The 23075-nt window shown below is 66.2% G+C and carries 22 protein-coding genes and 1 pseudogene; 12 read left to right on the top strand and 11 right to left on the bottom strand.

Going from position 1 to position 23075, the window contains the following annotated elements:
• The first annotated feature begins 44 nt into the window (after positions 1 to 44).
• The 4 genes from BMW87_RS17830 to BMW87_RS17815 are packed head-to-tail and all read left to right on the top strand — an operon-like array spanning position 45 to position 3370.
• Positions 45 to 917, top strand: a complete 873-nt coding sequence (locus BMW87_RS17830; RefSeq protein ID WP_093077743.1) for a branched-chain amino acid ABC transporter permease — start codon at positions 45 to 47, stop codon at positions 915 to 917.
• The gene (locus BMW87_RS17825; RefSeq protein ID WP_093077742.1) at positions 917 to 1915 is read left to right on the top strand and encodes a branched-chain amino acid ABC transporter permease; all 999 of its coding nucleotides are present in this window, start codon (positions 917 to 919) and stop codon (positions 1913 to 1915) included. The genes BMW87_RS17830 and BMW87_RS17825 overlap by 1 nt, the downstream gene beginning before the upstream one ends.
• Positions 1912 to 2673, top strand: a complete 762-nt coding sequence (locus tag BMW87_RS17820) for an ABC transporter ATP-binding protein (protein ID WP_093051289.1) — start codon at positions 1912 to 1914, stop codon at positions 2671 to 2673. Before BMW87_RS17825 ends, BMW87_RS17820 begins: the two co-directional genes overlap by 4 nt.
• The gene (locus tag BMW87_RS17815) at positions 2666 to 3370 is read left to right on the top strand and encodes an ABC transporter ATP-binding protein (protein WP_093077741.1); all 705 of its coding nucleotides are present in this window, start codon (positions 2666 to 2668) and stop codon (positions 3368 to 3370) included. Before BMW87_RS17820 ends, BMW87_RS17815 begins: the two co-directional genes overlap by 8 nt.
• Here the strand turns inward: BMW87_RS17815 and BMW87_RS17810 are convergent.
• The 3 genes and pseudogenes from BMW87_RS17810 to BMW87_RS17800 all read right to left on the bottom strand — a co-directional run bounded on the left by BMW87_RS17810 (position 3367) and on the right by BMW87_RS17800 (position 5960).
• Positions 3367 to 4035: a DsbA family protein gene (locus tag BMW87_RS17810; RefSeq protein ID WP_093077740.1), complete on the bottom strand. Its 669-nt coding sequence runs from the start codon at positions 4033 to 4035 to the stop codon at positions 3367 to 3369. The genes BMW87_RS17815 and BMW87_RS17810 overlap by 4 nt on opposite strands.
• Positions 4029 to 4922: pseudogene (locus tag BMW87_RS17805) on the bottom strand (MBL fold metallo-hydrolase); the annotation flags it as partial. The pseudogene BMW87_RS17805 and the gene BMW87_RS17810, both read right to left, overlap by 7 nt.
• 135 nt (positions 4923 to 5057) lie before the next feature.
• Positions 5058 to 5960, bottom strand: a complete 903-nt coding sequence (locus BMW87_RS17800; protein ID WP_093077736.1) for a LysR family transcriptional regulator — start codon at positions 5958 to 5960, stop codon at positions 5058 to 5060.
• Positions 5961 to 6060: 100 nt separating this feature from the next.
• Here BMW87_RS17800 and BMW87_RS17795 point away from each other — a divergent pair, with 100 nt between their 5' ends.
• The 3 genes from BMW87_RS17795 to BMW87_RS17785 are packed head-to-tail and all read left to right on the top strand — an operon-like array spanning position 6061 to position 9239.
• A complete protein-coding gene (locus tag BMW87_RS17795; RefSeq protein ID WP_093077735.1) occupies positions 6061 to 7008 on the top strand; it encodes a hydroxymethylglutaryl-CoA lyase in 948 nt (315 codons plus the stop codon).
• Positions 7005 to 8213, top strand: a complete 1209-nt coding sequence (locus BMW87_RS17790; protein WP_093077733.1) for a CaiB/BaiF CoA transferase family protein — start codon at positions 7005 to 7007, stop codon at positions 8211 to 8213. Before BMW87_RS17795 ends, BMW87_RS17790 begins: the two co-directional genes overlap by 4 nt.
• Before the next feature lie 39 nt (positions 8214 to 8252).
• Positions 8253 to 9239: a tripartite tricarboxylate transporter substrate binding protein gene (locus BMW87_RS17785; RefSeq protein ID WP_093077731.1), complete on the top strand. Its 987-nt coding sequence runs from the start codon at positions 8253 to 8255 to the stop codon at positions 9237 to 9239.
• Between the two features lie 10 nt (positions 9240 to 9249).
• On the opposite strand, the gene BMW87_RS17780 is transcribed toward BMW87_RS17785, so the two are convergent.
• The 3 genes from BMW87_RS17780 to rpoD all read right to left on the bottom strand — a co-directional run bounded on the left by BMW87_RS17780 (position 9250) and on the right by rpoD (position 13911).
• Positions 9250 to 10380, bottom strand: a complete 1131-nt coding sequence (locus BMW87_RS17780) for an HPP family protein (protein ID WP_093077730.1) — start codon at positions 10378 to 10380, stop codon at positions 9250 to 9252.
• Positions 10381 to 10399: 19 nt separating this feature from the next.
• Positions 10400 to 11635 (bottom strand): multidrug effflux MFS transporter, encoded by a 1236-nt coding sequence (locus BMW87_RS17775; RefSeq protein ID WP_093051261.1) that lies wholly within the window; start codon positions 11633 to 11635, stop codon positions 10400 to 10402.
• Between the two features lie 89 nt (positions 11636 to 11724).
• On the bottom strand, positions 11725 to 13911 hold the full coding sequence (rpoD, locus tag BMW87_RS17770; RefSeq protein WP_256216814.1) for an RNA polymerase sigma factor RpoD: 2187 nt from the start codon (positions 13909 to 13911) through the stop codon (positions 11725 to 11727).
• Here rpoD and BMW87_RS35505 point away from each other — a divergent pair.
• Complete coding sequence (locus BMW87_RS35505; protein WP_256216812.1) at positions 13904 to 14236, top strand: hypothetical protein; 333 nt, start codon at positions 13904 to 13906, stop codon at positions 14234 to 14236. The genes rpoD and BMW87_RS35505 overlap by 8 nt on opposite strands.
• A 123-nt stretch (positions 14237 to 14359) precedes the next feature.
• Here the strand turns inward: BMW87_RS35505 and dnaG are convergent, their stop codons facing one another.
• The gene (gene dnaG / locus BMW87_RS17765) at positions 14360 to 16384 is read right to left on the bottom strand and encodes a DNA primase (protein ID WP_093077946.1); all 2025 of its coding nucleotides are present in this window, start codon (positions 16382 to 16384) and stop codon (positions 14360 to 14362) included.
• An 82-nt stretch (positions 16385 to 16466) separates the two neighbouring features.
• Between dnaG and BMW87_RS17760 the strand changes: the two genes are divergently transcribed.
• Entirely contained in the window at positions 16467 to 17402 is a 936-nt protein-coding gene (locus BMW87_RS17760; RefSeq protein WP_093077728.1) for a YihY/virulence factor BrkB family protein, read from the top strand.
• On the opposite strand, the gene BMW87_RS17755 is transcribed toward BMW87_RS17760, so the two are convergent.
• Both BMW87_RS17755 and BMW87_RS17750 read right to left on the bottom strand, forming a co-directional pair.
• Entirely contained in the window at positions 17362 to 18120 is a 759-nt protein-coding gene (locus BMW87_RS17755; protein WP_093077726.1) for a 3-hydroxyacyl-CoA dehydrogenase, read from the bottom strand. The two genes, BMW87_RS17760 and BMW87_RS17755, sit on opposite strands and share 41 nt — an antisense overlap.
• 129 nt (positions 18121 to 18249) lie before the next feature.
• Positions 18250 to 18801 carry a phasin family protein gene (locus tag BMW87_RS17750; RefSeq protein ID WP_093077725.1) on the bottom strand — a complete coding sequence of 184 codons (552 nt, stop codon included), beginning with the start codon at positions 18799 to 18801 and terminating at the stop codon, positions 18250 to 18252.
• Between the two features lie 229 nt (positions 18802 to 19030).
• Here BMW87_RS17750 and BMW87_RS17745 point away from each other — a divergent pair, with 229 nt between their 5' ends.
• Complete coding sequence (locus tag BMW87_RS17745; RefSeq protein WP_093077723.1) at positions 19031 to 19477, top strand: acyl-CoA thioesterase; 447 nt, start codon at positions 19031 to 19033, stop codon at positions 19475 to 19477.
• Between the two features lie 33 nt (positions 19478 to 19510).
• Here BMW87_RS17745 and BMW87_RS17740 read toward each other — a convergent pair whose 3' ends face one another.
• Positions 19511 to 19918: a hypothetical protein gene (locus tag BMW87_RS17740; protein ID WP_093051242.1), complete on the bottom strand. Its 408-nt coding sequence runs from the start codon at positions 19916 to 19918 to the stop codon at positions 19511 to 19513.
• 50 nt (positions 19919 to 19968) lie between these two features.
• A complete protein-coding gene (locus tag BMW87_RS17735) occupies positions 19969 to 20202 on the bottom strand; it encodes a CsbD family protein (RefSeq protein ID WP_093051239.1) in 234 nt (77 codons plus the stop codon).
• Positions 20203 to 20380: 178 nt separating this feature from the next.
• Here BMW87_RS17735 and pncB point away from each other — a divergent pair, with 178 nt between their 5' ends.
• Together pncB and BMW87_RS17725 are read left to right on the top strand one after the other, a co-directional pair.
• Positions 20381 to 21601 carry a nicotinate phosphoribosyltransferase gene (gene pncB, locus BMW87_RS17730; protein WP_093051236.1) on the top strand — a complete coding sequence of 407 codons (1221 nt, stop codon included), beginning with the start codon at positions 20381 to 20383 and terminating at the stop codon, positions 21599 to 21601.
• Positions 21602 to 21638: 37 nt separating this feature from the next.
• A complete protein-coding gene (locus tag BMW87_RS17725) occupies positions 21639 to 23057 on the top strand; it encodes a sodium:proton antiporter (protein WP_093077722.1) in 1419 nt (472 codons plus the stop codon).
• Positions 23058 to 23075: the final 18 nt, after the last annotated feature.

Raw genomic sequence — 23075 nt, 5'->3', positions numbered from 1 at the left:
AACGAAACGAACAGCCCCAGAAATAGCTTCGTAAAAAACACGACATGCTGACCATTCTTTTCGACGGCATCGCCTACGGCATGCTGCTCTTCGTGCTGGCGGTAGGCCTCGCCGTGACGCTCGGCCTGATGAATTTCATCAACCTCGCGCATGGCGCTTTCGCCATGGCGGGTGGCTACCTCACGGTGTTCGCGATGCAGAAGTTGGGCATGCCCTTCCTGGCCTGCCTGCCGCTCGCATTCATCGTCGTCGCGCTGGCCGGGGCCTTGCTCGAACGCACGCTCTACCGGCCGATGTACGGCAAGCCGCATCTCGACCAGGTGCTTTTTTCCATCGGCCTTGCCTTCATGGCGGTGGCGGCCATCGACTACTTCGTGGGCTCTTCGCAGCAGAACGTGCAATTGCCCGAATGGCTGCGCGGGCGCACCGAGATCGGCGACGGTGCGCTGCTGCTGGGCATGGGGCACTACCGGCTCTTCATCATCGGTGTGTGCGCGGTGCTCACCGTGGTGCTGCAGCTCATTCTCTCGAAGACGCGTTTCGGCAGCCGGCTGCGCGCCGCGGTCGACGACCCGCGCGTGGCGTCGGGCCTGGGCATCAACGTGAATATCGTGTTCCTGCTGACCTTCGCCGTGGGCTCCGGGCTCGCGGGGCTGGGCGGTGCGCTGGGTGCGGAGATCCTCGGCCTCGACCCGACATTCCCGCTGAAGTACATGATCTATTTCTTGATCGTGGTGTCGGTCGGCGGCACCTCGTCGATCACCGGGCCGCTCGCGGCGGCACTGCTGCTTGGCATTGCCGACGTGGCGGGCAAGTACTTCATTCCGAAGATGGGTGCATTCACCGTCTACCTGCTGATGATCATGATCCTGATGTGGCGGCCCCAGGGCCTGTTCACTCGCAAGGGAGGCCGTTGATGAGTGCGCCTTCCACCACCGAGTTTCAGTCGGCCCTGCTGCGCAAGGCGCGATGGCACCCGCTCGAATTCGTGGCTTGGGCCATGGCCTTCGCGCTGCCGCTCGTCATGCCTTCGCACTCGCTGCTGGTCAACGAGATCGCCATCGTCGCGCTGTTCGCGATGTCGCTCGACCTGATTCTTGGCTATACCGGCATCGTGTCGCTGGGCCATGCCGCCTTTTTCGGCTTCGGCGCGTATGCCGCGGCGCTGTTCGCCAAGCTCGTGATGCCGGACCCGACCGTGGGGCTGGTGATCGCGACCGTGCTGTCGGCATTGCTGGGCCTCGTGGCGAGCGTGACGATCTTGCGCGGCAGCGACCTCACGCGGCTGATGGTCACGCTCGGTACCGCGCTGCTGCTGCTCGAACTCGCCAACAAGCTCGACTGGCTCACCGGCGGCGCCGACGGCCTGCAGGGCGTGGTGATGGGGCCGGTGCTCGGCCTGTTCGAGTTCGACCTGTACGGCCGCACGGCCGCCTGGTATTCGCTGGCCGTGATGCTGGTGCTGTTCCTCGTGATGCGCCGGCTCGTGCATTCGCCGTTCGGCGCCACGCTCAAGGCCATCCGCGACAACCGGCTGCGTGCCATGGCAATCGGCATTCCGGTCGTGTCGCGGCTCGTGGTGATCTACACCGTGGCGGCGGGCATCGCCGGCGCCGCGGGCGCGCTGCTGGCGCAGACCACCGGCTTCGCCTCGCTCGACGTGCTGGCCTTCGACCGTTCGGCCGACGTGCTGCTGATGCTGGTCATCGGCGGCGTGGGCTGGCTCTATGGCGGCGTGGCGGGTGCCATCGTGTTCAAGCTGCTGCAGACCTGGCTGTCGGCCGTGACGCCGCAGTACTGGATGTTCTGGATCGGCCTGATCCTGGTGCTGCTGGTGCTGGTGGGGCGCGACCGCCTGCTGAAGCCGTGGACATGGTTCGGCTTGGGCGGCAAGAAGAAGGGCGGTGCGGCATGACCGACACCGTGCTCTCGACCCACGGCCTCGTGATGCGCTTCGGCGGCATCACGGCCACCAACAACGTGACGATGGAACTCAAGCGCGGTGCACGCCACGCGCTGATCGGCCCCAACGGCGCGGGCAAGACCACGCTGATCAACCAGCTGACGGGCGTGCTCACGCCCACCGAAGGCCGTATCACGCTGCTGGGCGAAGACATCACCACGCTCGCGCCGCACAAGCGCGTGGCGCGCGGACTGGTGCGCACCTTCCAGATCAACCAGCTCTTCGACTCGATGACGCCGCTCGAAACGCTGGCGCTGGTCGTGTCGCAACACCAGGGCATCGGCGCGCAATGGTGGCGGCCGCTCGGCGCCAGCAAGGCGATTGCCGAGCGCGCGGGGCAACTGCTCGAACAGTTCCACCTGGGCGATGTGGCGCAGCAGCAGGTGAAGCACCTGGCCTATGGCAAGCGCCGCCTGTTGGAGATTGCGATTGCGCTGGCCTGCGAGCCGCGCGTGCTGCTGCTCGACGAGCCCGTGGCGGGTGTGCCCGCCGGCGAGCGCGAAGAACTGCTGCAGACCGTGGCCGCGCTGCCCGCCGACGTGTCGGTGCTGCTGATCGAGCACGACATGGACCTGGTGTTCAGCTTTGCCGACCGCATGACGGTGCTGGTCAACGGCACGCTGCTGACCGAGGGCGACCCCGAAACCATCGCCAACGATCCGAAGGTGAAAGAGGTCTATCTGGGCCACGGGGAGAGCGCCCATGTCTGAGCTGCTGCGAATAGAAAACCTGAGCGCCGGCTACGGCGAGGCCGTTGTGCTGCACGACGTGGCGTTCGCGCTCGGCGAAGGCCAGACGCTGGCGCTGCTGGGCCGCAACGGCACGGGCAAGACCACGCTGATCAACACGCTCGCGGGCGCAACGCGCCAGCACGGCGGCAGCATCACGCTGGGCGGCCAGGCGCTGCACAAGCTCGCGCCGCATCAGCGCGCGGCAGCCGGCATCGGCTGGGTGCCGCAGGAGCGCAACATCTTCAAGTCGCTGACGGTGCACGAGAACCTCACCGCGGTGGAGCGGCCGGGCAAGTGGAGCCCGCAGCGTGTCTACGAAATGTTCCCGCGCCTTGCGGAGCGCAAGACGAACCTGGGCACGCAGCTCTCGGGCGGCGAGCAGCAGATGCTGGCCGTGGGCCGTGCGCTGGTGCTGAACCCGAAACTGCTGCTGCTCGACGAGCCGCTCGAAGGGCTGGCGCCGATCATCGTGGAAGAGCTGCTGCGTGCCATCCGCCGCATCACGCAGGACGAGGGGCTGGCCGCGATCATCGTGGAGCAGCATCCGCAGGCCATCCTCGCGATTTCCGACGAAGCGGTGGTGCTCGACCACGGCACCATCGTGCACACCGACAAGGCCGCGACATTGCGCACGCAGCCTGAAGTGCTCGACCGCCTGTTGGGCGTCGCGCGCTAGACGAGCTCCGCCAGGCGCGCCTTCCAGTCTTCCGCGCGGCCGAGCCATGGGCCGATGTCGATGCGGCTGGCGCGGCCATCGGGCTGCGTCAGCACGAAGGTCGGAAAGCCCTGGCCGCCAGCGCGCTGCAGGAACTGGCGGCTTTCGGCGAAGTGCCGTGCGGTCGATTCGCCTGACAGGCGCTCGAAGGCCGACGCGAAGGCTTCGGCGTCGAAGCCGAGTTCGGCGGCGATCGCCTTCAGCACCTGCTCATCGGCGATGCGCTGGCCTTCGACGTAGTGCGCCCGCTGCAGGCGATGGATCATGTCCAGCCCGCCGCCCGCCCGCAGCGACTCTGCCGCGAGGATGGCGGTGGTCGGCGGCTCGGAGTCCATCGTCGCGCCGGTGTCGCGCAGCAGTCCCTCGAAGTAGCCCTCACCGAAGGGCTGGCCCGTGAGTTCCGCGATGCGCTGGTCGTGCGGCATCACGTACTCGCGCCACTGCGGTGTGATCGAGCGGCGGTTGGCGCCGGTCATCATGCCGCCGCCATGGAACTCGACCTTCAGGCCGGGCACGCTGCGCGCCGCGTCGACCAGCGGCGCGGCGGCATAGCACCAGCCGCACAGCGGGTCGAAGATGTAGTGGAGCGTGGCGCCTTCATTCGCGCCTTCGTTCATTGCGGCCATTTCATTTCTCCCTTGATGACCTTGGCGCCGAGTTCCAGCGACGAGGCGTCTTCCAGCTTCGGGTAGCGCTTCTTCATTGCGGCGATCAGGGCAGCCGAGTCCTTGGCCTTGGCGGCTTCGGTTTCGAAGGCCTGCAGATAGCTTCGCGTGAATTTCACCGAGGCGAGCGAGTAGGGCGTGCTGCCGTCGGCATTCGGCAGGTAGTGGCCGGGCACCACGGTCTTCGGGTGCAGCGCTTCGATGCGGCCCAGCGCCTTGATCCAGTCGCGGCGCGATTCAGGCGTCTGCGTGTCGGCCACCCACACGTGGATGTTGGCCGACACTGGAATGCCGCCGACCACCGCCTTCAGCGAGGGAATCCACGCGAAGCTGCGCTCGGGCGTGGGGCCGTCGAGGCCGACGACCTGGATCTTGCGGCCTTCGAGCGGGAGGCTGTCGCCGGCCAGTGCTTCGGGCACGACCAGCGCCTTGGGCGCGTTGTCCTTCAGGATCGGTCCCCAGTGCGCGAGCTTGCCGTCCTTCGAGGCCTGGATGGCGGCCACGGTCTGGGGCGTGGCGACGATCTTCGCGTCGGGGAAGGCGGCCTGGATCACGTCGAGGCCGAAGTAGTAGTCGGGGTCGCTGTGGCTGATGTAGACCGTGGTGAGCTTCTTGCCCGTGGCCTTGATCTTCTGCACCAGCGCCTCGGCGTCGTTGCGCTGGAACTGCGCGTCGATCAGCACGGCTTCGGTCTGCCCGGTGACGATTTCCGAGGAGACCGGAAACATCGACTTCGTGCCGGGGTTGTAGACGTCGAGCTTGAGCGGCTGGGCAGCCTGCGCGGCGAGCGGGGCGAGGCTCAGGGTGGTGGCGAGGGCGGCGGCGGAGAGGAGGGCTCTGCGGAACATGCGGTGGTCTTTCTGTGTGCGGTGTGAAGGAGTGACTGCTCTGACCTTTCGAATGTAGGTTGCGTGAATCGAAATAAAAACCTGCTCCAGGGCAATGAATAGTTTCGGATTTCGGTCGAATTGGGTGCTTGGCCGTCAATCCGTGGCGCGCCGCTCCAGGTGCGCGACCAGCAATTGAGCGGACGGCGACAGCGCCGCCTCACTGCGGAAGCAGATCGCAAAACGCCGCCGCGCCCACGCATCGGTAAGCGGCATCAGGCGAAGGCCGAAGGCATCGGTGAAGGGCCGCGCGACCTCCGCAGGCACCACGCTGATTGCCAGCCCGGCGCGCACCACGCGCAGCGCCGCATCGAAGTTGGACACCAGCACGCGGTAAACCAGCGGCTTGCCTACCACTGCAGCCTCGCGCGCAAGCATCAGTTGCACTGCGCTGAGCGCGGGCATGCCGACGAATTCATGGTCGAGCACCTGCTCGAAGCGCACGTGCTCGTGCTTCGCCACCGGGTGCGAGGGATGCGCGACGATGGCGAGGTGGTCGGTGCGGTAGTCGCGCCGCTCCAGGCCTTCGAGGTCGGCCGCGTCCCAGCACAGGCCGATGGAAGCGCTGCCCTCGCGGATGCCGCGCACGATCTCGGGGCTCACGCGCTCTTCCATGTCGACGCGGATGTTGCGGTGCGCCGGGTCTTGCAGAAAGTCGGCCACGTCCTCGGCCAGCGATTCGGCCATGACCGAGGCCGAGGCCAGGATGCGTACGTGCCCGCGCGCGCCGCCGGCGTAGGCGGCCATGTCGCGCTCGATGCGATTCACGCTGCCGAGCATCGCGCGGGCGTGCTCCAGCAGGGTTTCGCCGGCCGGCGTGGGCAGCACGCCGCGGCGCTTGCGCAGCAGCAGCGGTGTGCCGACGGCTTCTTCGAGCTGGGCCAGCCGCTTGCTGATGGCCGAGCCGACGATGCTGGCCTGTTCGCCGGCGCGCGCGATGCTGCGCGTTTCGCAGACGGCGACGAACAGGCGCAGGGTGGTCAGGTCGAGATCTCTCATGATGTTCCGTTCTGGAATCGGATGGCTTCCAAAATATACCTTCTGGATCGAATCGGAACTTCTAACATCGATTCCGTACCCTCACGACGGAGACAAAGTCTTGATTCACGCCTTCCTGCCGCCGCGCGCGGTCGTCCGCGAAGTGGGCCTGCGCGATGGCCTCCAGAGCATTGCCCGCGTACTGCCCACCGAACGCAAGCTCGAATGGATCCGCGACGCGCACGCCGCCGGCCAGCGCGAGATCGAAGTCGGCTCGTTCGTGCCGGCGCACCTGCTGCCGCAATTGGCCGACACGGCCGAGCTGCTGGCGTACGCGAAGACGCTGCCGGGGCTCTTTGCCTCGGTACTCGTGCCCAACCTCAAGGGCGCCGAACGCGCTATTGCGGGCGAGGCCGACCTGATGGTCGTGCCACTCTCGGCCAGCCACGCGCACAGTCTTGCCAACCTGCGCAAGACGCCCGACGAGGTGGTGGCCGAGGTCGGGCGCATGCGCGCGGCGCGTGATGCGGCGGGCTCCAAGACGCTGATCGATGGCGGCGTGGGCACGGCCTTCGGCTGCACGCTGCAGGGCCATGTCGAGCCCGACGAAGTGCTGCGGCTGATGCAGGCGCTGCTCGACGCTGGAGCCGACCGCGTGAGCCTCGCCGACACAGTCGGCTATGCCGATCCGGCGATGGTGCGCAGCCTGTTCGAGCGCGCCTTGCGCATCGCGGGCGACCGGCTGTGGTGCGGCCACTTCCATGACACGCGCGGCATGGGGCTCGCGAATGCGTATGCCGCGCTGGAGGTCGGCATCACACGTTTCGACGCCTGCCTGGCCGGCATCGGCGGCTGCCCGCACGCGCCCGGCGCCAGCGGCAATGTCGACACCGAAGACCTCGTCTTCATGCTCGAGAGCATGGGCGTTGCGACCGGCGTCGATCTGCCGAAGCTGCTCGACCTGCGCCGACGCGTGGCGAGCTGGCTCGAAGGCGAAACCTTGCAGGGCACGGTGTGGCGCGCGGGCTTTCCGAAGACCTTTGCCGCGACGGCGGGAGTCACGGCGTGAGCGCGGCAAAGACCGGAGAAAAGCGACTGCCGCTCACCGGCATCCGTGTGGTCGAGTTCACCCACATGGTCATGGGCCCCACCTGCGGCATGGTGCTCGCGGACCTGGGCGCGGAGGTCATCAAGGTCGAGCCCATCGATGGCGACCGCACGCGACACCTGCTGGGCGCGGGCGCGGGCTTCTTCCCCATGTTCAACCGCAACAAGAAGAGCATCGCGCTCGACCTGCGGCACCCGCAGGGGCTGGAAGCCGCGCTGCGCCTGTGCGCCACGGCCGACGTGGTGGCGCAGAACTTCAAGCCCGGCACCATGGACAAGTACGGCCTGGGCTACGCCGCGCTCGGCAAGCTCAACCCGCGCCTCGTGTACGTCAACCACACGGGCTTCTTGCCCGGCCCTTATGAGCACCGCACTGCGCTCGACGAGGTGGTGCAGATGATGGGTGGGCTGGCCTACATGACCGGCCGCCCCGGTGATCCGCTGCGCGCGGGCACCAGCGTCAACGACATCATGGGCGGCATGTTCGGCGCCATTGGCGCGATCGCCGCGCTGATGCAGCGCGCCGAGACTGGCAAGGGGCAGGAGGTGCAGTCGGCATTGTTCGAGAACAACGTGTTCCTGGTCGGGCAGCACATGCTGCAGTACGCGATCACCGGGCAGGCCGCTGCGCCGATGCCCGATCGCATCTCGGCCTGGGCGCTGTACGACGTGTTCACCGTGAAGAACGGCGAGCAGATATTCCTGGCCGCCGTGAGCGACGCGCAGTGGAAGACCTTCTGCGACGCGCTGGGTTTCGACGACCTGAAGGCCGACCCGGCCCTGCGCACCAACAACGACCGCGTGCGCCTGCGGCCCACGCTGCTGGCCGACTTGCGCGAGCGCCTGGCAGGCCGCTCGGCGGCGGAGCTGTCGGCGATCTTCGAGGCCAGCGGGCTGCCTTTCGCGCCGATCACGCGGCCCGAAGACCTCTACGACGACCCGCACCTGAAAGCCACCGGCGGCCTGGCCGACATTCGCCTGCCGGACGGTGAGCGTGCCGGAGAAATGGCGCAGACGACGCTGTTCCCGATCACGCTCGGTGGCGAGCGCCTCGGTGTGCGGCTGCATCCGCCGACGCTGGGCGAGCACACGCGCGAGCTGCTGGCCGAACTGGGCTACGCGCGCGAGCAGGTCGATGCGCTGCACGCCGAATCGGCCGTAGCCTGAGCAGAGTGACTTTTCAAGAACATAAAGAGAGACAAAACCATGACCCAGACGCTTTCCTCGATGAACCGCCGCGCGGTGCTCGGCCTCGGTGCGTGCGCCGCCGCCGTGGCCGCATGCCCCGCGCTTGCGCAGGGCTCCGACAAACCCATCCGCTTCATCCTGCCGATCAGCGCGGGTTCAGGCGTCGACACCATCGCGCGCGCTGCATCGGTCGCGCTCGGCAAGGCCTTCGGCCAGCCGGTGGTGATCGAGAACCTGCCGGGCGCGGGCGGCATCACCGGCGCCGCGGCCATCGTCAAGGCCGCGCCCGACGGGCTCACGCTGGGCATGGTGTCGAACAACCATGTCATCAACCCGGCGGTGTTCAAGAAGATGCCCTTCGACGCGATCAACGATGTCACGCCGATCAGCGTGGTGGGCGCGACGCCGCTGGTGCTGGTGGTGAACCCGAAGCTGCCCGCGAAGAACGTGAAGGAACTGGTCGCGCTGCTGCGCGCGAAGCCCGAGGGCTACAACTACGCCTCGTCGGGCAACGGCACCATCATTCACCTGGCCGGCGAGATGTTCATGGACGAGGCGGGCGTGAAGGCGCGGCACATTCCCTACAAGGGCACCGGGCCGATGGTGACCGACATGATCGCGGGGCAGGTCGAGATGGGCGTGGTCGCGCTGCCGGCCGTGCAGCAGCACATCAAGAGCGGTGCGCTGCGCGCCATCGGCCTGTGCGGCGCGACGCGTTCGCCGGCTGCGCCGGACATCCCGACCATCGCGGAGCAGGGGCTGCCGAACTACGCGGTCGAAGGCTGGTTCGCGGTGATCGGGCCGCCGAAGATGCAGGCGGCCGATGTCCAGCGCGTGCACGACGCGGTCGCCGCTGCATTCACCAGCGCCGAAGTGCGCGATGCGATGGACAAGCAGGGCAACGTCATCAAGCCCACGACACCGGAGCAGGCCGCGAGCTACTTTCGCAGCGAGGCCGCGCGCTATGCGGCGCTGGTGAAGAAGGCGAACGTGGTGCTTGAGTGAGGAGCGGCTCTTACGCCGGCCCCACAGCGCGATAGAGGGCGCGCACGAAGTCCGACTGCGTGATCATCCCCGCGAGGCGTTTCTCGCCATCGATGATCGGGATGTGGTGGTGCCCGCCCTCGGAGAACAGTGGCACCAGGTCGACCACGGGCCGGTCGGCGCTGGCCACGCGCACCTGCCGCGTCATGATCTGGCCGACCACCTCGGGCTTGTTCGACATCACCGTGCGCGTGGCGCGGATCAGGTCGCGCAGCTTGCCGGCGATGCCCTCGTGATGCTGCAGGTCGAGCTGGCGGAAGAAGTCGGCCTGCGTGACGATGCCCACCACGCGGCGCGTGCGGTCGGTGATGGGCAGGGCCTTGATGCGGCGCTCGTGCATCAGCGCCCACGCTTCCTGCAGCGGCGTGCCGAACTCCACCGAGACCGGCGTGCGCGACATGATGTCGGCGCAGTGCAGCGTGCCCAGCCGCCGCTTGTACGACTCGAGCTCGGTCTGCTGGATCAGCGATTGGAGGTCGTCGCGGCTGATGTCCAGCACCTGGTTGTAGCGGGCCAGCACGGCGTCGATGTCGGCCTGGCTGAAGCGCGCATCGGACGCAGGCGGGCGAGCCACCACCTGCACGTGCGGATAGCGCCGTCCGGTCAGCGAGTTGTAGGCCACGCCGGCCAGCACCAGCAGCAGCGAGTTGGTGAAGAAGGGGAAGAGGGCGGACGAGAAATGCGTGGTGTGCGTCAGCACCGCGAGCAGGGCCGCGGCACCGCCCGGCGGGTGCAGGCAGCGTGCGCTGAACATCAGGCCGATGGCAGCAGCCACTGCAACGGCGGCGCCCAGCGCCAGGTCGGGAATCCAGTTGGCAGCCGCAATGCCGACCACCGCCGACAGCGTGTTGCCGCCGATGACCGACCACGGCTGCGCCAGCGGACTGGCCGGCACAGCAAACACCAGCACGGCGCTGGCACCCAGCGGCGCGATCAGCCAGACGGAGGCGGCGAGCGGGCCGGCCATCCACCGGCACAGCAGCGCCGTGACCAGCAGGCCGAGGCCCGCACCCGCCACCGCGCGCAGGCGCTCGCGGGCATCGACGGTGGTGCGGCCTGGCAGCCAGGCGCGCGCATGAGTCAGGAATGCTTCGAAGCGCATCGGAAACTCGCCCGCGCTCTCAGCCTTCGTGCGCCACCATGCGCCCGATCTCTGGCCAGCGGTCATGCAGCCACACCCAGGCGACAAGGCCGATGGCGAGCATGCCCATGGAGGTCAGTGCCAGCGCGAGTGTCGAATGCATCACCAGCGGCGCCACCGCGCCGGCCACGATGCCGTTGGCAGTGGAGCCGATCACGGCCTGCAGCGAAGAGGCCATGCCGCGGCGCTCGGGGTGCAGGTCGAGCACCAGCAGCGTGACCACCGGCACCATCAGCGCCCAGCCGAAGGCGAACACCGCCAGCGGCCACAGTGCCCAGGCCACGTGCGCCTGGAAGAAAGTGTTGGCCACCACGTTGACCACCGAGGTGGCCAGCATGATGACGAAGCCGTCGCGGATCTGCCGCTTGGGCGCGACCTTGCCGGCCATGCGGCCGCTGGCGCGCGCGCCGAGCATGATGCCGCCGATGGTCAGCAGGAAGAACCAGAAGAACTGCTGCGGCTGCAGCGCGAGGTGGTCGCCGAGGAATGCGGGCGCGGCCAGCACGTAGAGGAACATGCCGTTGAAGGGCACGCCGCTTGCGAAGGCCAGCAGCAGGAAGCGCGGGTCGGAGCACAGGTCCCAGTAGCCGCGCATCAGGTGCCGCACCTGGAAGGGCTGGCGGTGGTCCTTGTGCAGTGTCTCGGGCAGCAGCTTGTAGTTGGCAGTGAACAGCACCACGCCCACCGCCACCAGAAACCAGAACACTGCGTGCCAGCCCGCGTGCACGAACAGGAAGCCGCCCACGATGGGCGCGATGGCCGGTGCCACGCCGAAGTAGATCGTGACCTGGCTCATGACCCGCTGCGCCTCGGCAGGCGGGAACATGTCGCGGATCACCGCGCGCGAGACCACGATGCCGGCGCCGGTCGAAAGGCCCTGCAGCCCGCGGAACAGCACCAGCTGCGTGATGTTCTGCGAGAGCGCGCAGCCCAGCGAGGCCAGCGTGAACACGGCCAGGCCCCACAGCACCACGGGGCGGCGGCCGAAGCTGTCCGACAGCGCGCCATGGAACAGGTTCATGAACGCGAAGCCGAACAGGTAGGCCGAAAGCGTCTGCTGCATCTCGGCCGGCGTCGCGCCGATGGATTGCGCAATGCCCGAGAAGGCCGGAATGTAGGTGTCGATGGAAAAGGGCCCGAGCATGCCGAGCACCGCGAGCAGCACGGCAAGCGCCCAGCGCGGGGCCTGCCAGAGTTTGTCTGCATCGGGATTCATGAGGTTTGCTCCGTTCTTTTTATCGCGAAGGCCAAAAAAGAAAGCGCCCTTGCGGGCGCCTCCTCGTCGGGAAATACCGGGAGACCGGCTTAGAGCGTATCAATAAAGCTGCGCAGCTTGTCCGAACGCGACGGATGCTTGAGCTTGCGCAGTGCCTTGGCCTCGATCTGGCGGATGCGCTCGCGGGTCACGTCGAACTGCTTGCCGACTTCTTCCAGCGTGTGGTCCGTGCTCATTTCGATGCCGAAGCGCATGCGCAGCACCTTGGCTTCGCGCGGCGTGAGGCTGTCGAGGATGTCCTTGACCACGTCGCGCAGGCCGGCCTGCATCGCGGCTTCGATAGGAGCCGTGTTGCTGCTGTCCTCGATGAAGTCGCCCAGGTGCGAATCGTCGTCGTCGCCGATGGGGGTTTCCATCGAGATCGGCTCCTTCGCGATCTTCATGATCTTGCGGATCTTGTCTTCCGGAATCTCCATCTTCGCGGCCAGGATGCCGGCGTCGGGCTCGAAGCCGAACTCCTGCAAGTGCTGGCGCGAAATGCGGTTCATCTTGTTGATCGTCTCGATCATGTGCACCGGGATGCGGATGGTGCGCGCCTGGTCGGCGATCGAGCGGGTGATGGCCTGGCGGATCCACCACGTGGCGTACGTCGAGAATTTGTAGCCGCGACGGTATTCGAACTTGTCGACCGCCTTCATCAGGCCGATGTTGCCTTCCTGGATCAGATCGAGGAACTGCAGGCCGCGGTTGGTGTACTTCTTGGCGATGGAGATCACGAGGCGCAGGTTGGCCTCGATCATTTCCTTCTTGGCATCGCGCGAAGACGATTCGCCTTCGTTCATGCGCTTGTTGATGTCCTTCAGCTCGGACAGCGGCACCACCACGCGCGACTGGATGTCGGCGAGCTTCTGCTGCAGTTCCTGCACTGGCGGGATGTTGCGCGCGAGCACCGTGCTCCAGGGCTTGCCGGCGGCGGCCTGCTTCTCGACCCACTTCAGGTTCAGCAGGTTCGAGGCGATGCGATTGCCGTTCTTGTCGTAGCCGCTGAAGTCGCGGATGAACTCGTCCTGCGGGAAGCCGCACTTGTCCACGATGATGCGGCGCAGTTCGCGTTCCTTCTTGCGAACGTCGTCCACCTGCGTGCGCACCAGGTCGCACAGCTTCTCGATGGTCTTGGCGGTGAAGCGGATGGTCATCAGCTCGTCGGACACGGCCTGCTGGGCCTTGACGTACGCCGGCGTGCCGTAGCCTTCCTTCTCGTAGATCTTGTGGATCTTCTCGAACATGCTGGCGATGCGGTCGAAGCGATCGAGCGCTTCACGCTTGAGTTCCTCGAGCTTCTTGGTCAGGGCCTTGGAGCCGCCCTTGCCGTCGTCGTCGTCTTCCTCGTCGAATTCGTCGAAGTCTTCTTCGGCCACATAGTCGTCGGCCTCGTTGGGGTTCGAGAAGCCGTCGACGATGGTCGAGATGACGACCTTGCCTTCACGGATCGTTGCGGCCATTTCGAGGATCGCGGCGATGGTGGCGGGGGAGGCCGAAATGGCTTCCATCATGGCCATCAGGCCGCCTTCGATGCGCTTGGCGATTTCGATTTCGCCTTCGCGCGTCAGTAGCTCGACCGTGCCCATTTCGCGCATGTACATGCGGACCGGGTCGGTGGTGCGGCCGAATTCGCTGTCCACCGTGGAGAGCGCGGCTTCGGCTTCTTCCTCGGCTTCTTCCACCGTGGTGGCGGTGGGCGCGGTGTTGTTCAGCAGCAGGGTTTCGGCGTCGGGCGTCTGCTCGTACACCGCCACGCCCATGTCGTTGAGCATGGTGACCACGACTTCCATGGTCTCGGCGTCGACCAGCTTGTCGGGCAAGTGGTCGGAGATTTCGCCGTGCGTGAGGTAGCCGCGGGTCTTGCCCAGCGTGATCAGGGTCTTCAGGCGCGAGCGGCGCTTGGCCAGGTCTTCTTCGGAGAGCACGGTCTCGTCGAGGCCGAACTCCTTCATCAAGGCGCGTTCCTTCGCCTTGCTGATCTTCATGCGCAGCGGCTTGACCTTCTCTTCGGTGGTCGTCGCAACCGCGGGCTCGTCGCCGGCCAGGTCGTCCTCGATGTCCGACAGGTCGACGTCGCTCTCGGGGGCTTCCTTGTCAGCCTTGGGCTTGCGGCCGCGCTTGGCGCCGGTGGCGGGCGTGGCGGCGCCGGCGGCCTTGGGCGGGCGGCCGACTTTCTTGGCTGCGGGGGCGGCTGCTTTTTTGGGATCGTCGAGAGAGGTCGATTTCGTGGGCACGGTTTTCACTTTCGTTGCGGCTGCCGATTTGGATGCGGCGGCGGCCGTCTTGGTTGCCGGCTTCGCGCCGGCTTTCAACGGTTTTTCTGCTGCGGGCTTGGTGGCGACGCTTTTGGCAAGTGAAGGAGCAGGCTTCTTTGAACTGGGCATACGACCTCGTTACGGCAAGAAAGAACAAGCGGGATCACAGGCGCACCGTCACGCGGACAGCGCCACCACAGCCCGTGCACAGGCACGGACTAAAAACAAATGGGAAAGAGGAATTAATTCCTCAACAGGCAAGATGTCGGGCGAACATTTGGTATGCAGTCCTTGCGGTTATTGACCCTTTCCGCCGGAATTTACCGTTGGAGTGCGTTGCGCTAGGGGTCGGCCCGGAGGTGCTGCTGTCGCTCTTGCCTAATTTCGCCAGTTGCGAAGCCCTACATTATAGCGTGTTGCGCAAATTTCAAGCAGTTTCTGAACCCGAGGCGCGCAGACGGGCGCGCAATTCGAGCCGGCGGGTTTCCAGCGCCTTGTAGCGTTCCAGGGCTTTCGGGTCTTTTCCCACGGCGGCGATGGCCTCGCTCTGCTGGGCCTTGAGAAGGTCGTCGAGCATGAAATCGAGCACGCTGGAGAGTTCGCGGGCGGCGTCGGCCAAGTGCTGCGCCTCCTCGCCCTCGGGCACCGGACCGGCCTCGGAGACGGACATCAGCCGCTCGGCCAGCGGCTCGAAGTCGAGTCCGCGCATGCCTTCGCGCAGGGCCGCCCAGGGCTGGACGCCGTGCTCGTGCAGCTGGCTGTCGAGCCAGGTGAAGAGCGCGCCGTGCGAGCCGGGCAGGTCGCACAACATCACGTGGAGCTCGTGCGACAGGGCTTCCCATTGCGCCATGTTCGACAGCAGCAGCCGCACCGCCACATCCGGGCGGCTGGGCGGGGCACCGCGTCCGCGCAGGGGCTCGATGGGTTCCTCGAACTTGCCGCCCCAGCGCTTGCCCTTGACGAACTTGCGCGGCTGGAACTTGGGCTTGCTATCGCTTTCATAGCGCGGCGGTTCAAAGTCCTGCGGCGGGGGCATGTCCGGGTAGTAGTCGTCACCGCCACCACCGCCGCCGTAGCCGGAGGGCTCGCCTTGGCGCTGCGGCGCGGGTGCGCCGCCGGCCTTGCGCGGGCCCGGCGTGGAGGCCCAGAGTTCCGACAGCGCCGGCGCGTCGAGCTGCACCAGCGTCGCGATCTCGCTCAGCAACTGTCGCTTGAGGGCACCGTCGGGCATGGCGCTCCAGAGCGGGCGCACGTTGCTCGTCATGTGGGCGCGGCCCTCGGCGGTGGTCAGGTCGCAGCCTTCGCGGGCGGCTTCGAGCATGAAGCGCGACAGCGGCGTGGCCTCGTTGACGAAGCGGGCGAAGGCCTCGGCGCCGTGCTCGCGGATGAAGCTGTCGGGGTCGTGCTCGGCTGGCAGGAACAAAAACTTGATGCTGCGCACGTCGGTGGCGTAGGGCAGGGCACCGTCGAGCGCCTTGCGCGCGGCGCGGCGGCCGGCGGCGTCGCCGTCGAAGCTGAACACCACCGATTCGGTGAAGCGGAAGAGCTTTTGAACGTGCTCCGTGGTGCAGGCCGTGCCGAGCGTGGCCACCGCGTTCGGAAAACCGAGCTGGGCCAGCGCCACCACGTCCATGTAGCCCTCGGTGACGAGCGCATAGCCGCGGTCGCGGAAGGCGGCGCGGGCTTCATATAGGCCGTAGAGCTCGCGGCCCTTGCTGAACACCGGCGTTTCGGGCGAGTTCAGGTACTTGGGCTTCTCGTCGCCCAGCACGCGCCCGCCGAAGCCGATGCACTCGCCCTTCACGTTGCGGATCGGGAACATCACGCGGTCGCGGAAGCGGTCGTAGCGCTTGGCTTCTTCGTCGCTGAGCTTGCCTTCCTCGTTGTTGACGATCACCAGCCCGCTCTCGGCGAGCAGCGGGTCGTCGTAGTCGGGGAAGACGCTGGCCAGCGCGCGCCAGCCGGCCGGCGCATAGCCGATGCCGAACTGCTTGGCCACCTCGCCCGAGACGCCGCGGCCCTTCAGATATTCGATGGCACCGGGCGCCTGCCGCAGGTGCTTGCGGTAGGCGTCGCCGGCTTTTTCGAGCACGTCGGTCAGCGTGGCCTGCTTCTGGCGCTGGCTGGCGGCGCGGGCGCGCTCGGCGGGAGAGGCGTCGTCCTCGGGCACCTGCAGGCCGTACTGGCCGGCGAGGTCATGCACCGCCTCGACAAAGCCCATGCCCGCATGCTCCATCAGAAAGCCGATGGCGTTGCCATGCACCCCGCAGCCGAAGCAGTGATAGAACTGCTTGGTCGGGCTGACGGAGAAAGAGGGCGATTTCTCACCGTGGAACGGGCACAGCCCCATGAAATTGGCGCCGGCCTTCTTGAGCTGCACATAACGGCCGACGATCTCGACCACATCGGCGCGCGCGATGAGTTCCTGGATGAATGAAGCGGGGATGGTCATGTAGGCGAAGAGCGGCAAATCATACGCAAGCGGGCGAAGGCTGGCGGCCGGACGGCATACTGAAAGCGACCGGAATCCACGCATGACGACGCCCAAACCCCTGCAACACATCGCGCCGCTGCTGCGCCACCCCCTGAGATTCGCCTGGGATGCGCTCAAGGAATTTCGCGCCAACCAGGGGCTGCTGCTCGCAGGGGCGGTGGCGTACTACGCGCTGCTTTCCATCGTGCCGCTGCTGATCGTGAGCGTGATCGCGCTGTCGCACGTCATCGAGCAGGCCGAACTGCTGCGCACCATCGGACAGTACCTGGGCTGGCTGCTGCCGGGGCAGTCGAAAGCCATCGTGGCCGAACTGTCGAGCTTCCTGGACCACCGCGACGTGCTGGGGCCGGTGCTGCTGGTGACGATGCTTTTCTTCAGCTCGCTGGCCTTCAGCGTGCTCGAAAGCGCCATGGCGGTGATCTTTCACCACCGCAGGGCTGACCACAAGCGCCACTTCCTGGTGTCGGTGGCCATGCCCTACATCTACATCCTGTGCCTGTGCGTGGGGCTGCTGCTGGTTACGCTGGTGTCGGGCGCGTTGCAGCTGGTGGGGCGGGAAAGCGTCGACCTGCTGGGGCGCAGCTGGTCGCTGTCGGGCGTTTCGGGGCTGCTGCTGTACCTGCTGGGGCTGGGCGGCGAGATCTTCATGCTGACCTCGCTCTACCTCGTGATGCCGGCCGGGCGCATGTCGCTGCGCCATGCGCTGCTGGGCGGCGTGACGGCCGCGCTGCTGTGGGAGGCCACGCGGCGCGTGTTGATCTGGTACTTCTCGACCTTGTCGCAGGTGAACGTGGTCTACGGTTCGCTCACCACGGCCATCGTGGTGCTGCTGAGCCTGGAGATCGCCGCCACGCTGGTGCTGCTCGGGGCCCAGGTGATCGCGAACTACGAGCGCCTGGACCGCACCGGCAGCGCGAAGCCGCCGGCTTCCGAGGTCAGCGGGGAGCCAATCGAATCGCTCCGTCCAGGCGAATGACCTCGCCGTTGAGCATGTCGTTCTCGATGATGTGCTTCGCCAGCTTGGCGTAGTCCTCGGGCGTGCCCAGGCGGGAAGGGAAGGGCACGCTGGCGGCCAGCGCGTCCTGCACTTCCTGAGGCATGCCGAACAGCATGGGCGTGCCGAAGATGCCGGGGGCGATGGTCATGTTGCGGATGCCGCTGCGCGCGAGGTCGCGGGCGATGGGCAGCGTCATGCCGACCACGCCGCCCTTCGAGGCGCTGTAGGCCGCTTGGCCGATCTGCCCGTCGTAGGCTGCGACAGAGGCGGTGGAAATCAGCACGCCGCGCTCGCCCGTGGCTTCGGGCTCGTTCTTGCCCATGGCGTCGGCCGCGAGCCGGATCATGTTGAAGCTGCCGATCAGGTTGACCGTGACGGTCTTGCTGAACACGGCCAGTGCGTGCGGGCCGTTCTTGCCCACCGTCTTCTCGGCCGGCGCGATGCCGGCGCAGTTGACGAGGCCGACCAGCTTGCCAAGCTTGAGTGCGGCGGCCACGGCCGCCTGGCCGTCGGCTTCCTGGCTCACGTCGCACTTGACGAACACGCCGCCAATTCCCTTTGCAACGGCTTCGCCCTTGTCAGCCTGCATGTCGGCGATCACCACCTTGGCGCCGTTGGCGGCCAGCATGCGCGCCGTGCCTTCGCCGAGGCCCGAAGCGCCACCGGTCACGATAAAAACCTTGCCATCGATCTGCATTGAAGTCTCCTGGATGAGACCGGCATTATCGAAGACGCCTCGCCGGGCCAAAAAAAAGCCTCATCCGAGGATGAGGCCCTGAATTGGATCCGTGAGGACCCAAGGAGACAACTGGTGGTGGTCGGCGGCTTAGCGCTTGCGCGAAGCGGTCGCGGTCTTCGCGGCGGCAACGGCTTGCGTCGACACAGCGTTGAAGTTGGCTTCGGCGACGTCCGACGCTTGCTTGACGGCCTTTTGAACCGATTCGAAAGCGTTGTTGGCAGCAGCCACGGCGCTCTTCAGCACGGCAACGGCGGTTTCCGAACCGGCGGGGGCGTTCTTGGAAGCGCTGTCGACCAGGCCGACGAAGGCTTGCTGGGCTTCAGCAGCCTTGGCTTCGAAAGCCTTGGAGAACTCGGCGCCGGTGCCTTGGGCGATGTCGTACAGGTGACGGCTGTAGGCAGCGGTCTTTTCAGCCAGGGGCTGGAACAGGCTGGCTTGCAGCGTCAGCAGTTCTTGTGCGTCCTTGACGCTCAGGGCAGCCTGGGCGGTATTCTGGGCTTCGGCCAGGGCGGCCTTCGAAGCGGTCACGTTCAGTTCGACGAGCTTCTCGACGCCTTCGAAAGCCTTGGTGGTCAGGCCGAACAGGGTTTCGAGGTTTGCTTTTTGGGCGGCGAGGATTTGGTCAGCGGTCAGGGCCATTTGGGATCTCCAGAAGGGATGATTGAGTGGTCGGTTCACGTTGCGCTGTCTCGCCGTCTATGTTGCGGTGCAGCATGGCCTCAAGTATAGGCAGCTGAGTTTTGCGATCAAGGGGTTTTTGCTGCTCTGCAGCAATTTAGAAGCCGTCTTCTAAATTCGGCCGCCGGGCGGGCCCGTTCAAGTCCAAAGCCGCCTTCGACGGCAACGGCCGCTGGCAAAATGCCGCGCGATGAGCAGCGCCCCCACCAAACCCACCCCGCACGCGCGCAGCAGCTATCGCGCGTTTCGCAGTATCCCGACGCGCTGGGCCGACAACGACATGTACGGCCACGTCAACAACGTCGTCTATTACAGCTGGTTCGATACGGCGGTGAATGCTTTGCTGATCGAGCGCGGCGCGCTCGACATCCACCAGGGCCAGGTCATCGGCTTCGTGGTGGAGACGCAGTGCAACTACTTTGCGCCGATCGCGTTCCCGCAGACGGTGGAGGCGGGCATCCGGGTGGCCCAGGCGGGCCGATCGAGCGTGCGATACGAGATTGCGTTGTTCGCCGAAGGGGCTGACACCGCCGCGGCGCAAGGCCACTTCGTCCACGTCTACGTGGACCGCGCCACGCAGCGGCCGGTGGCGCTGCCCGAGGCGCTGCAGCGGGTGGTCGATTCGCTCAGGAACTGACCTGAGCAACCGAGGCCACCCGCCGCGAAGACCTTACATGGCCTTCTTCATGGCCTTGATGTCGGCCTTGCCCTGGGCTTCATCCGCCTTGGCCTGCTTCACGCAGGCGGTCTTGGCTTCGCCCTTCTGGTCGTCGCACTTTTCCTTCGCGACTTCGTAGGCGGCCTTCACCTTCTCTTCAGCCACGTTGCGGGCGTGGCTGTCGCTCGGCTGGTACTGCTGCTCGAGCTCCGCCTTGGCAACGTCTTCCTTGCCCTTGGCTTCCTTCTGGCAGACGTCCTTGGCGTTGTCCTTCATCGTGTCGCACTGGGCCTTGGCGACCTTGTAGTCGGCCTCGATCTTTTCCTTGGCGACCTTGTATTCGTCCTTGGTCATGGCGCTGGCCTGCGTGGCCACGAAGCAGGTGGAGGCGAGAGCCAGCATGAGGAGGTGCTTTTTCATGGTTGTTTTCCTTCGGGGAGTTGATGAAATCGAGGGGGGGCGCTCAGCGCTCAGTAGCGTTCGAACCAGAGTGCGTCCGGCGAGCGGCCGTCGCGCGATTCCCAGTCCTTGACCTGCTTTTCGGCTTCCTCGCGGCTGATGCCGTGGCGTTCCTGGATGCGGCCGAGCAGCTGGTCGCGCTTGCCAGCGATGACGTCGAAGTCGTCGTCCGTCAGCTTTCCCCATTGCTCCTTGACCTTGCCCTTGAGCTGTTTCCAGTTGCCTTCGATGGTGTCCTTGTTCATGCGAATCTCCTTTGAGACAGTTGATTCGACGGGCTGTGTTCGCCGCCGTGAAATCACTGTCGCGGGGCTGATTCACCCTCCCGGTAGGACGTGCTGTTCAGGCCCCGTAGGCAGAGGCCGACGCGCCCCGTGATAATCGAACGGCCGCCGAAAAGTTTGAGACACCGCGCCCAGCACCATGATCATTCACAGCCTGCTCGACACCGACCTCTACAAGTTCACGATGATGCAGGTGGTCCTGCATCACTTCCCGGGGGCCCGGGTCGAGTACCGCTTCAAGTGCCGCAACCCCGGTGTCGACCTGGCCCAGTTCGCGGGCCAGATCCGCGACGAGGTGCGCAGCCTCTGTTCGCTGCAGTTCCGCGATGCCGAGCTGTCCTACCTGCGCTCGATGCGCTTCATCAAGAGCGACTTCGTCGACTTCCTCGGGCTCTTCCGGCTCAACGAGAAGTACATCAACATCATTCCCCAGCCCTCGGGCGAGCTCGAGATCCGCATCAAGGGGCCATGGCTGCACACCATCCTGTTCGAGATCCCGGTGCTGGCCATCGTCAACGAGGTCTACTTCCGCAACACGCAGAAGAAGCCCGACATCGCCGAAGGCCGCCGCCGTCTCGAAACCAAGATCGCGCAGCTGCAGGACGCCGGCCTCGCCGACCTGAAGATCGCCGACTACGGCACGCGCCGCCGCTTCTCGAAGGACTGGCACGAAGAGGTGCTGCGCACTCTGACCGCCCGCCTCGGCGCCGTCACCTCGCCGCCGGTGCAGGCACCGCCCGGCACGCGGCTGCCGCAGCTCGCGGGCACCAGCAACGTGCTGTACGCCATGAAGCTCGGCCTGATCCCGCTGGGCACCATGGCCCACGAATACCTGCAGGCCTGCCAGGCGCTCGGCCCGCGGCTGCGCGACAGCCAGATCTTCGGTTTCGAGAGCTGGGCGCGCGAGTACCGCGGCGACCTGGGCATCGCACTGTCCGACGTGTACGGCATGAGCGCCTTCCTGCGCGACTTCGACCTGTACTTCTGCAAGCTCTTCGACGGCGCGCGGCACGACAGCGGCGACCCGTTCCAGTGGGGCGAGCGCATGCTGGCGCACTACATCGCCAACCGGGTCGACCCGCGCACCAAGACGCTGATCTTCAGCGACGGCCTCACGGTGCCGCGCACCATCGAGCTGTACCAGCAGTTCCGCGGCCGCTGCCAGCTGGCCTTCGGCATCGGGACCAACCTCACCAACGACCTGGGCTATGAGCCGCTGCAGATCGTCATCAAGATGATCCACTGCAACGACCAGCCGGTGGCCAAGCTGTCGGACACGCCGTCCAAGAACATGTGCGAGGACGAAAAATACCTGGCGTACCTGCGCCAGGTGTTCGAAATCGAGCAACCCCCGGCTTGAAGGCTGTACTGACCTGTCTGGTACGGTACAGCCCCCCATGCAAAAAACGATTCGACTGAAGGCGGCCGCGGTGTCGCTGCCGCTGCTTTTTCTTCCCGCCCTGGCCTCGGCCGCCGACTTCGACGGCGGCAGCCTCTCGCCGCTGTGGGGCGTGCCGTTTGCAGGCATCCTGTTGTCGATCGCGCTGTTTCCGCTGCTCGCGCCTGCGTTCTGGCACCACCACTACGGCAAGATCTCCGCGGCCTGGGCGCTGGCATTCCTGCTGCCCTTTGCCGCGGCCTTCGGCGTACAGCTTGCCGGTGTTCAACTCGTGCATGCGCTGGTGGCCGAGTACATCCCGTTCATCATCCTGCTGACGGCGTTGTTCACCGTGGCGGGCGGCATCCACATTCGCGGCAACCTGCATGGCGCACCCGGCCTCAACACGGCGATCCTCGCCATCGGCGCGGTGCTTGCGAGCTTCATGGGCACCACGGGCGCATCGATGCTGCTGATACGGCCGCTGATCCGCGCCAACGACAACCGCGTGCACAAGGTGCATGTGATCGTGTTCTTCATCTTCATCGTGTCGAACGCGGGCGGTGCGCTCACGCCGCTGGGCGATCCGCCACTGTTCCTGGGTTTCCTGAAGGGCGTGGGCTTCTTCTGGACCGCGCAGAACATCCTGCCTGAAACCTTGTTCATCCTCGGCGTGCTGCTGGCGCTGTTCTATGCCATCGACCGCCACTACTACCGCAAGGAAGGCGTGATGCCGGTCGATCCGACCCCCGACACGCCCGGCATCGGCTTCGACGGCGCTGCCAACTTCTGGCTGCTGGGCGGCGTGGTCGCGCTGGTGCTGCTCAGCGGCTTCTGGAAATCACCCGTGGCCTTCGACGTGTTCGGCACCGAGGTCGGCCTGCCGGGGCTGGTGCGCGACGTGGGGCTGGCGCTGATCGCGGTGGCCTCGTACAAACTCACCGCGCCCAAGGTGCACGCCGACAACCAGTTCGAGTGGGAGCCCATGGCCGAAGTGGCCAAGCTGTTCGCAGGAATCTTCCTGACCATCATCCCGGTGATCGCGATGCTCAAGGCCGGCACGCAGGGCCCGTTCGGCGCCATCGTCTCGGCCGTGACGCGCGCCGACGGCCAGCCCGATCCGGCGATGTACTTCTGGGCCACCGGCGTGCTGAGCTCCTTCCTCGATAACGCTCCGACTTATCTGGTGTTCTTCAACACCGCGGGCGGCGACCCGGCGGCGCTGATGACCACCTACGCCTCCACGCTGGCTGCCATTTCGGCTGGCGCAGTGTTCATGGGCGCCAACACCTACATCGGCAACGCGCCCAACCTGATGGTCAAGGCCATCGCCGAGAGCCGCGGGGTGCGCATGCCGAGCTTCTTCGGCTACATGGCGTGGTCGGTGGCCATCCTGGTTCCGCTGTTCGTCATTTGCACCTTCATCTTCTTCCGCTGACCTTCCTTCGCAGAGAGA

Source organism: Variovorax sp. OV084, assembly GCF_900111625.1.
Taxonomy (GTDB): Bacteria; Pseudomonadota; Gammaproteobacteria; order Burkholderiales; family Burkholderiaceae_C; genus Variovorax.
Note: the sequence above shows the minus strand (reverse complement) of the source record. Positions and strands in the feature narration are given on the sequence as shown.

Bases quoted from the DNA above. Each gene is read 5' to 3' on its own strand.
- BMW87_RS17820 (WP_093051289.1), top strand. From the start codon at position 1,912: ATGACCGACACCGTGCTCTCGACCCACGGCCTCGTGATGCGCTTCGGC.
- BMW87_RS17780 (WP_093077730.1), bottom strand. From the start codon at position 10,380: ATGCGCTTCGAAGCATTCCTGACTCATGCGCGCGCCTGGCTGCCAGGC.
- BMW87_RS17830 (WP_093077743.1), top strand. From the start codon at position 45: ATGCTGACCATTCTTTTCGACGGCATCGCCTACGGCATGCTGCTCTTC.
- BMW87_RS17800 (WP_093077736.1), bottom strand. From the start codon at position 5,960: ATGAGAGATCTCGACCTGACCACCCTGCGCCTGTTCGTCGCCGTCTGC.
- pncB (WP_093051236.1), top strand. From the start codon at position 20,381: ATGATCATTCACAGCCTGCTCGACACCGACCTCTACAAGTTCACGATG.
- BMW87_RS17825 (WP_093077742.1), top strand. From the start codon at position 917: ATGAGTGCGCCTTCCACCACCGAGTTTCAGTCGGCCCTGCTGCGCAAG.
- BMW87_RS17760 (WP_093077728.1), top strand. From the start codon at position 16,467: ATGACGACGCCCAAACCCCTGCAACACATCGCGCCGCTGCTGCGCCAC.
- BMW87_RS17815 (WP_093077741.1), top strand. From the start codon at position 2,666: ATGTCTGAGCTGCTGCGAATAGAAAACCTGAGCGCCGGCTACGGCGAG.
- BMW87_RS17735 (WP_093051239.1), bottom strand. From the start codon at position 20,202: ATGAACAAGGACACCATCGAAGGCAACTGGAAACAGCTCAAGGGCAAG.
- BMW87_RS17755 (WP_093077726.1), bottom strand. From the start codon at position 18,120: ATGCAGATCGATGGCAAGGTTTTTATCGTGACCGGTGGCGCTTCGGGC.
- BMW87_RS17810 (WP_093077740.1), bottom strand. From the start codon at position 4,035: ATGGCCGCAATGAACGAAGGCGCGAATGAAGGCGCCACGCTCCACTAC.
- BMW87_RS17745 (WP_093077723.1), top strand. From the start codon at position 19,031: ATGAGCAGCGCCCCCACCAAACCCACCCCGCACGCGCGCAGCAGCTAT.
- BMW87_RS17785 (WP_093077731.1), top strand. From the start codon at position 8,253: ATGACCCAGACGCTTTCCTCGATGAACCGCCGCGCGGTGCTCGGCCTC.
- BMW87_RS17750 (WP_093077725.1), bottom strand. From the start codon at position 18,801: ATGGCCCTGACCGCTGACCAAATCCTCGCCGCCCAAAAAGCAAACCTC.
- dnaG (WP_093077946.1), bottom strand. From the start codon at position 16,384: ATGACCATCCCCGCTTCATTCATCCAGGAACTCATCGCGCGCGCCGAT.
- BMW87_RS17775 (WP_093051261.1), bottom strand. From the start codon at position 11,635: ATGAATCCCGATGCAGACAAACTCTGGCAGGCCCCGCGCTGGGCGCTT.
- BMW87_RS17725 (WP_093077722.1), top strand. From the start codon at position 21,639: ATGCAAAAAACGATTCGACTGAAGGCGGCCGCGGTGTCGCTGCCGCTG.
- BMW87_RS17740 (WP_093051242.1), bottom strand. From the start codon at position 19,918: ATGAAAAAGCACCTCCTCATGCTGGCTCTCGCCTCCACCTGCTTCGTG.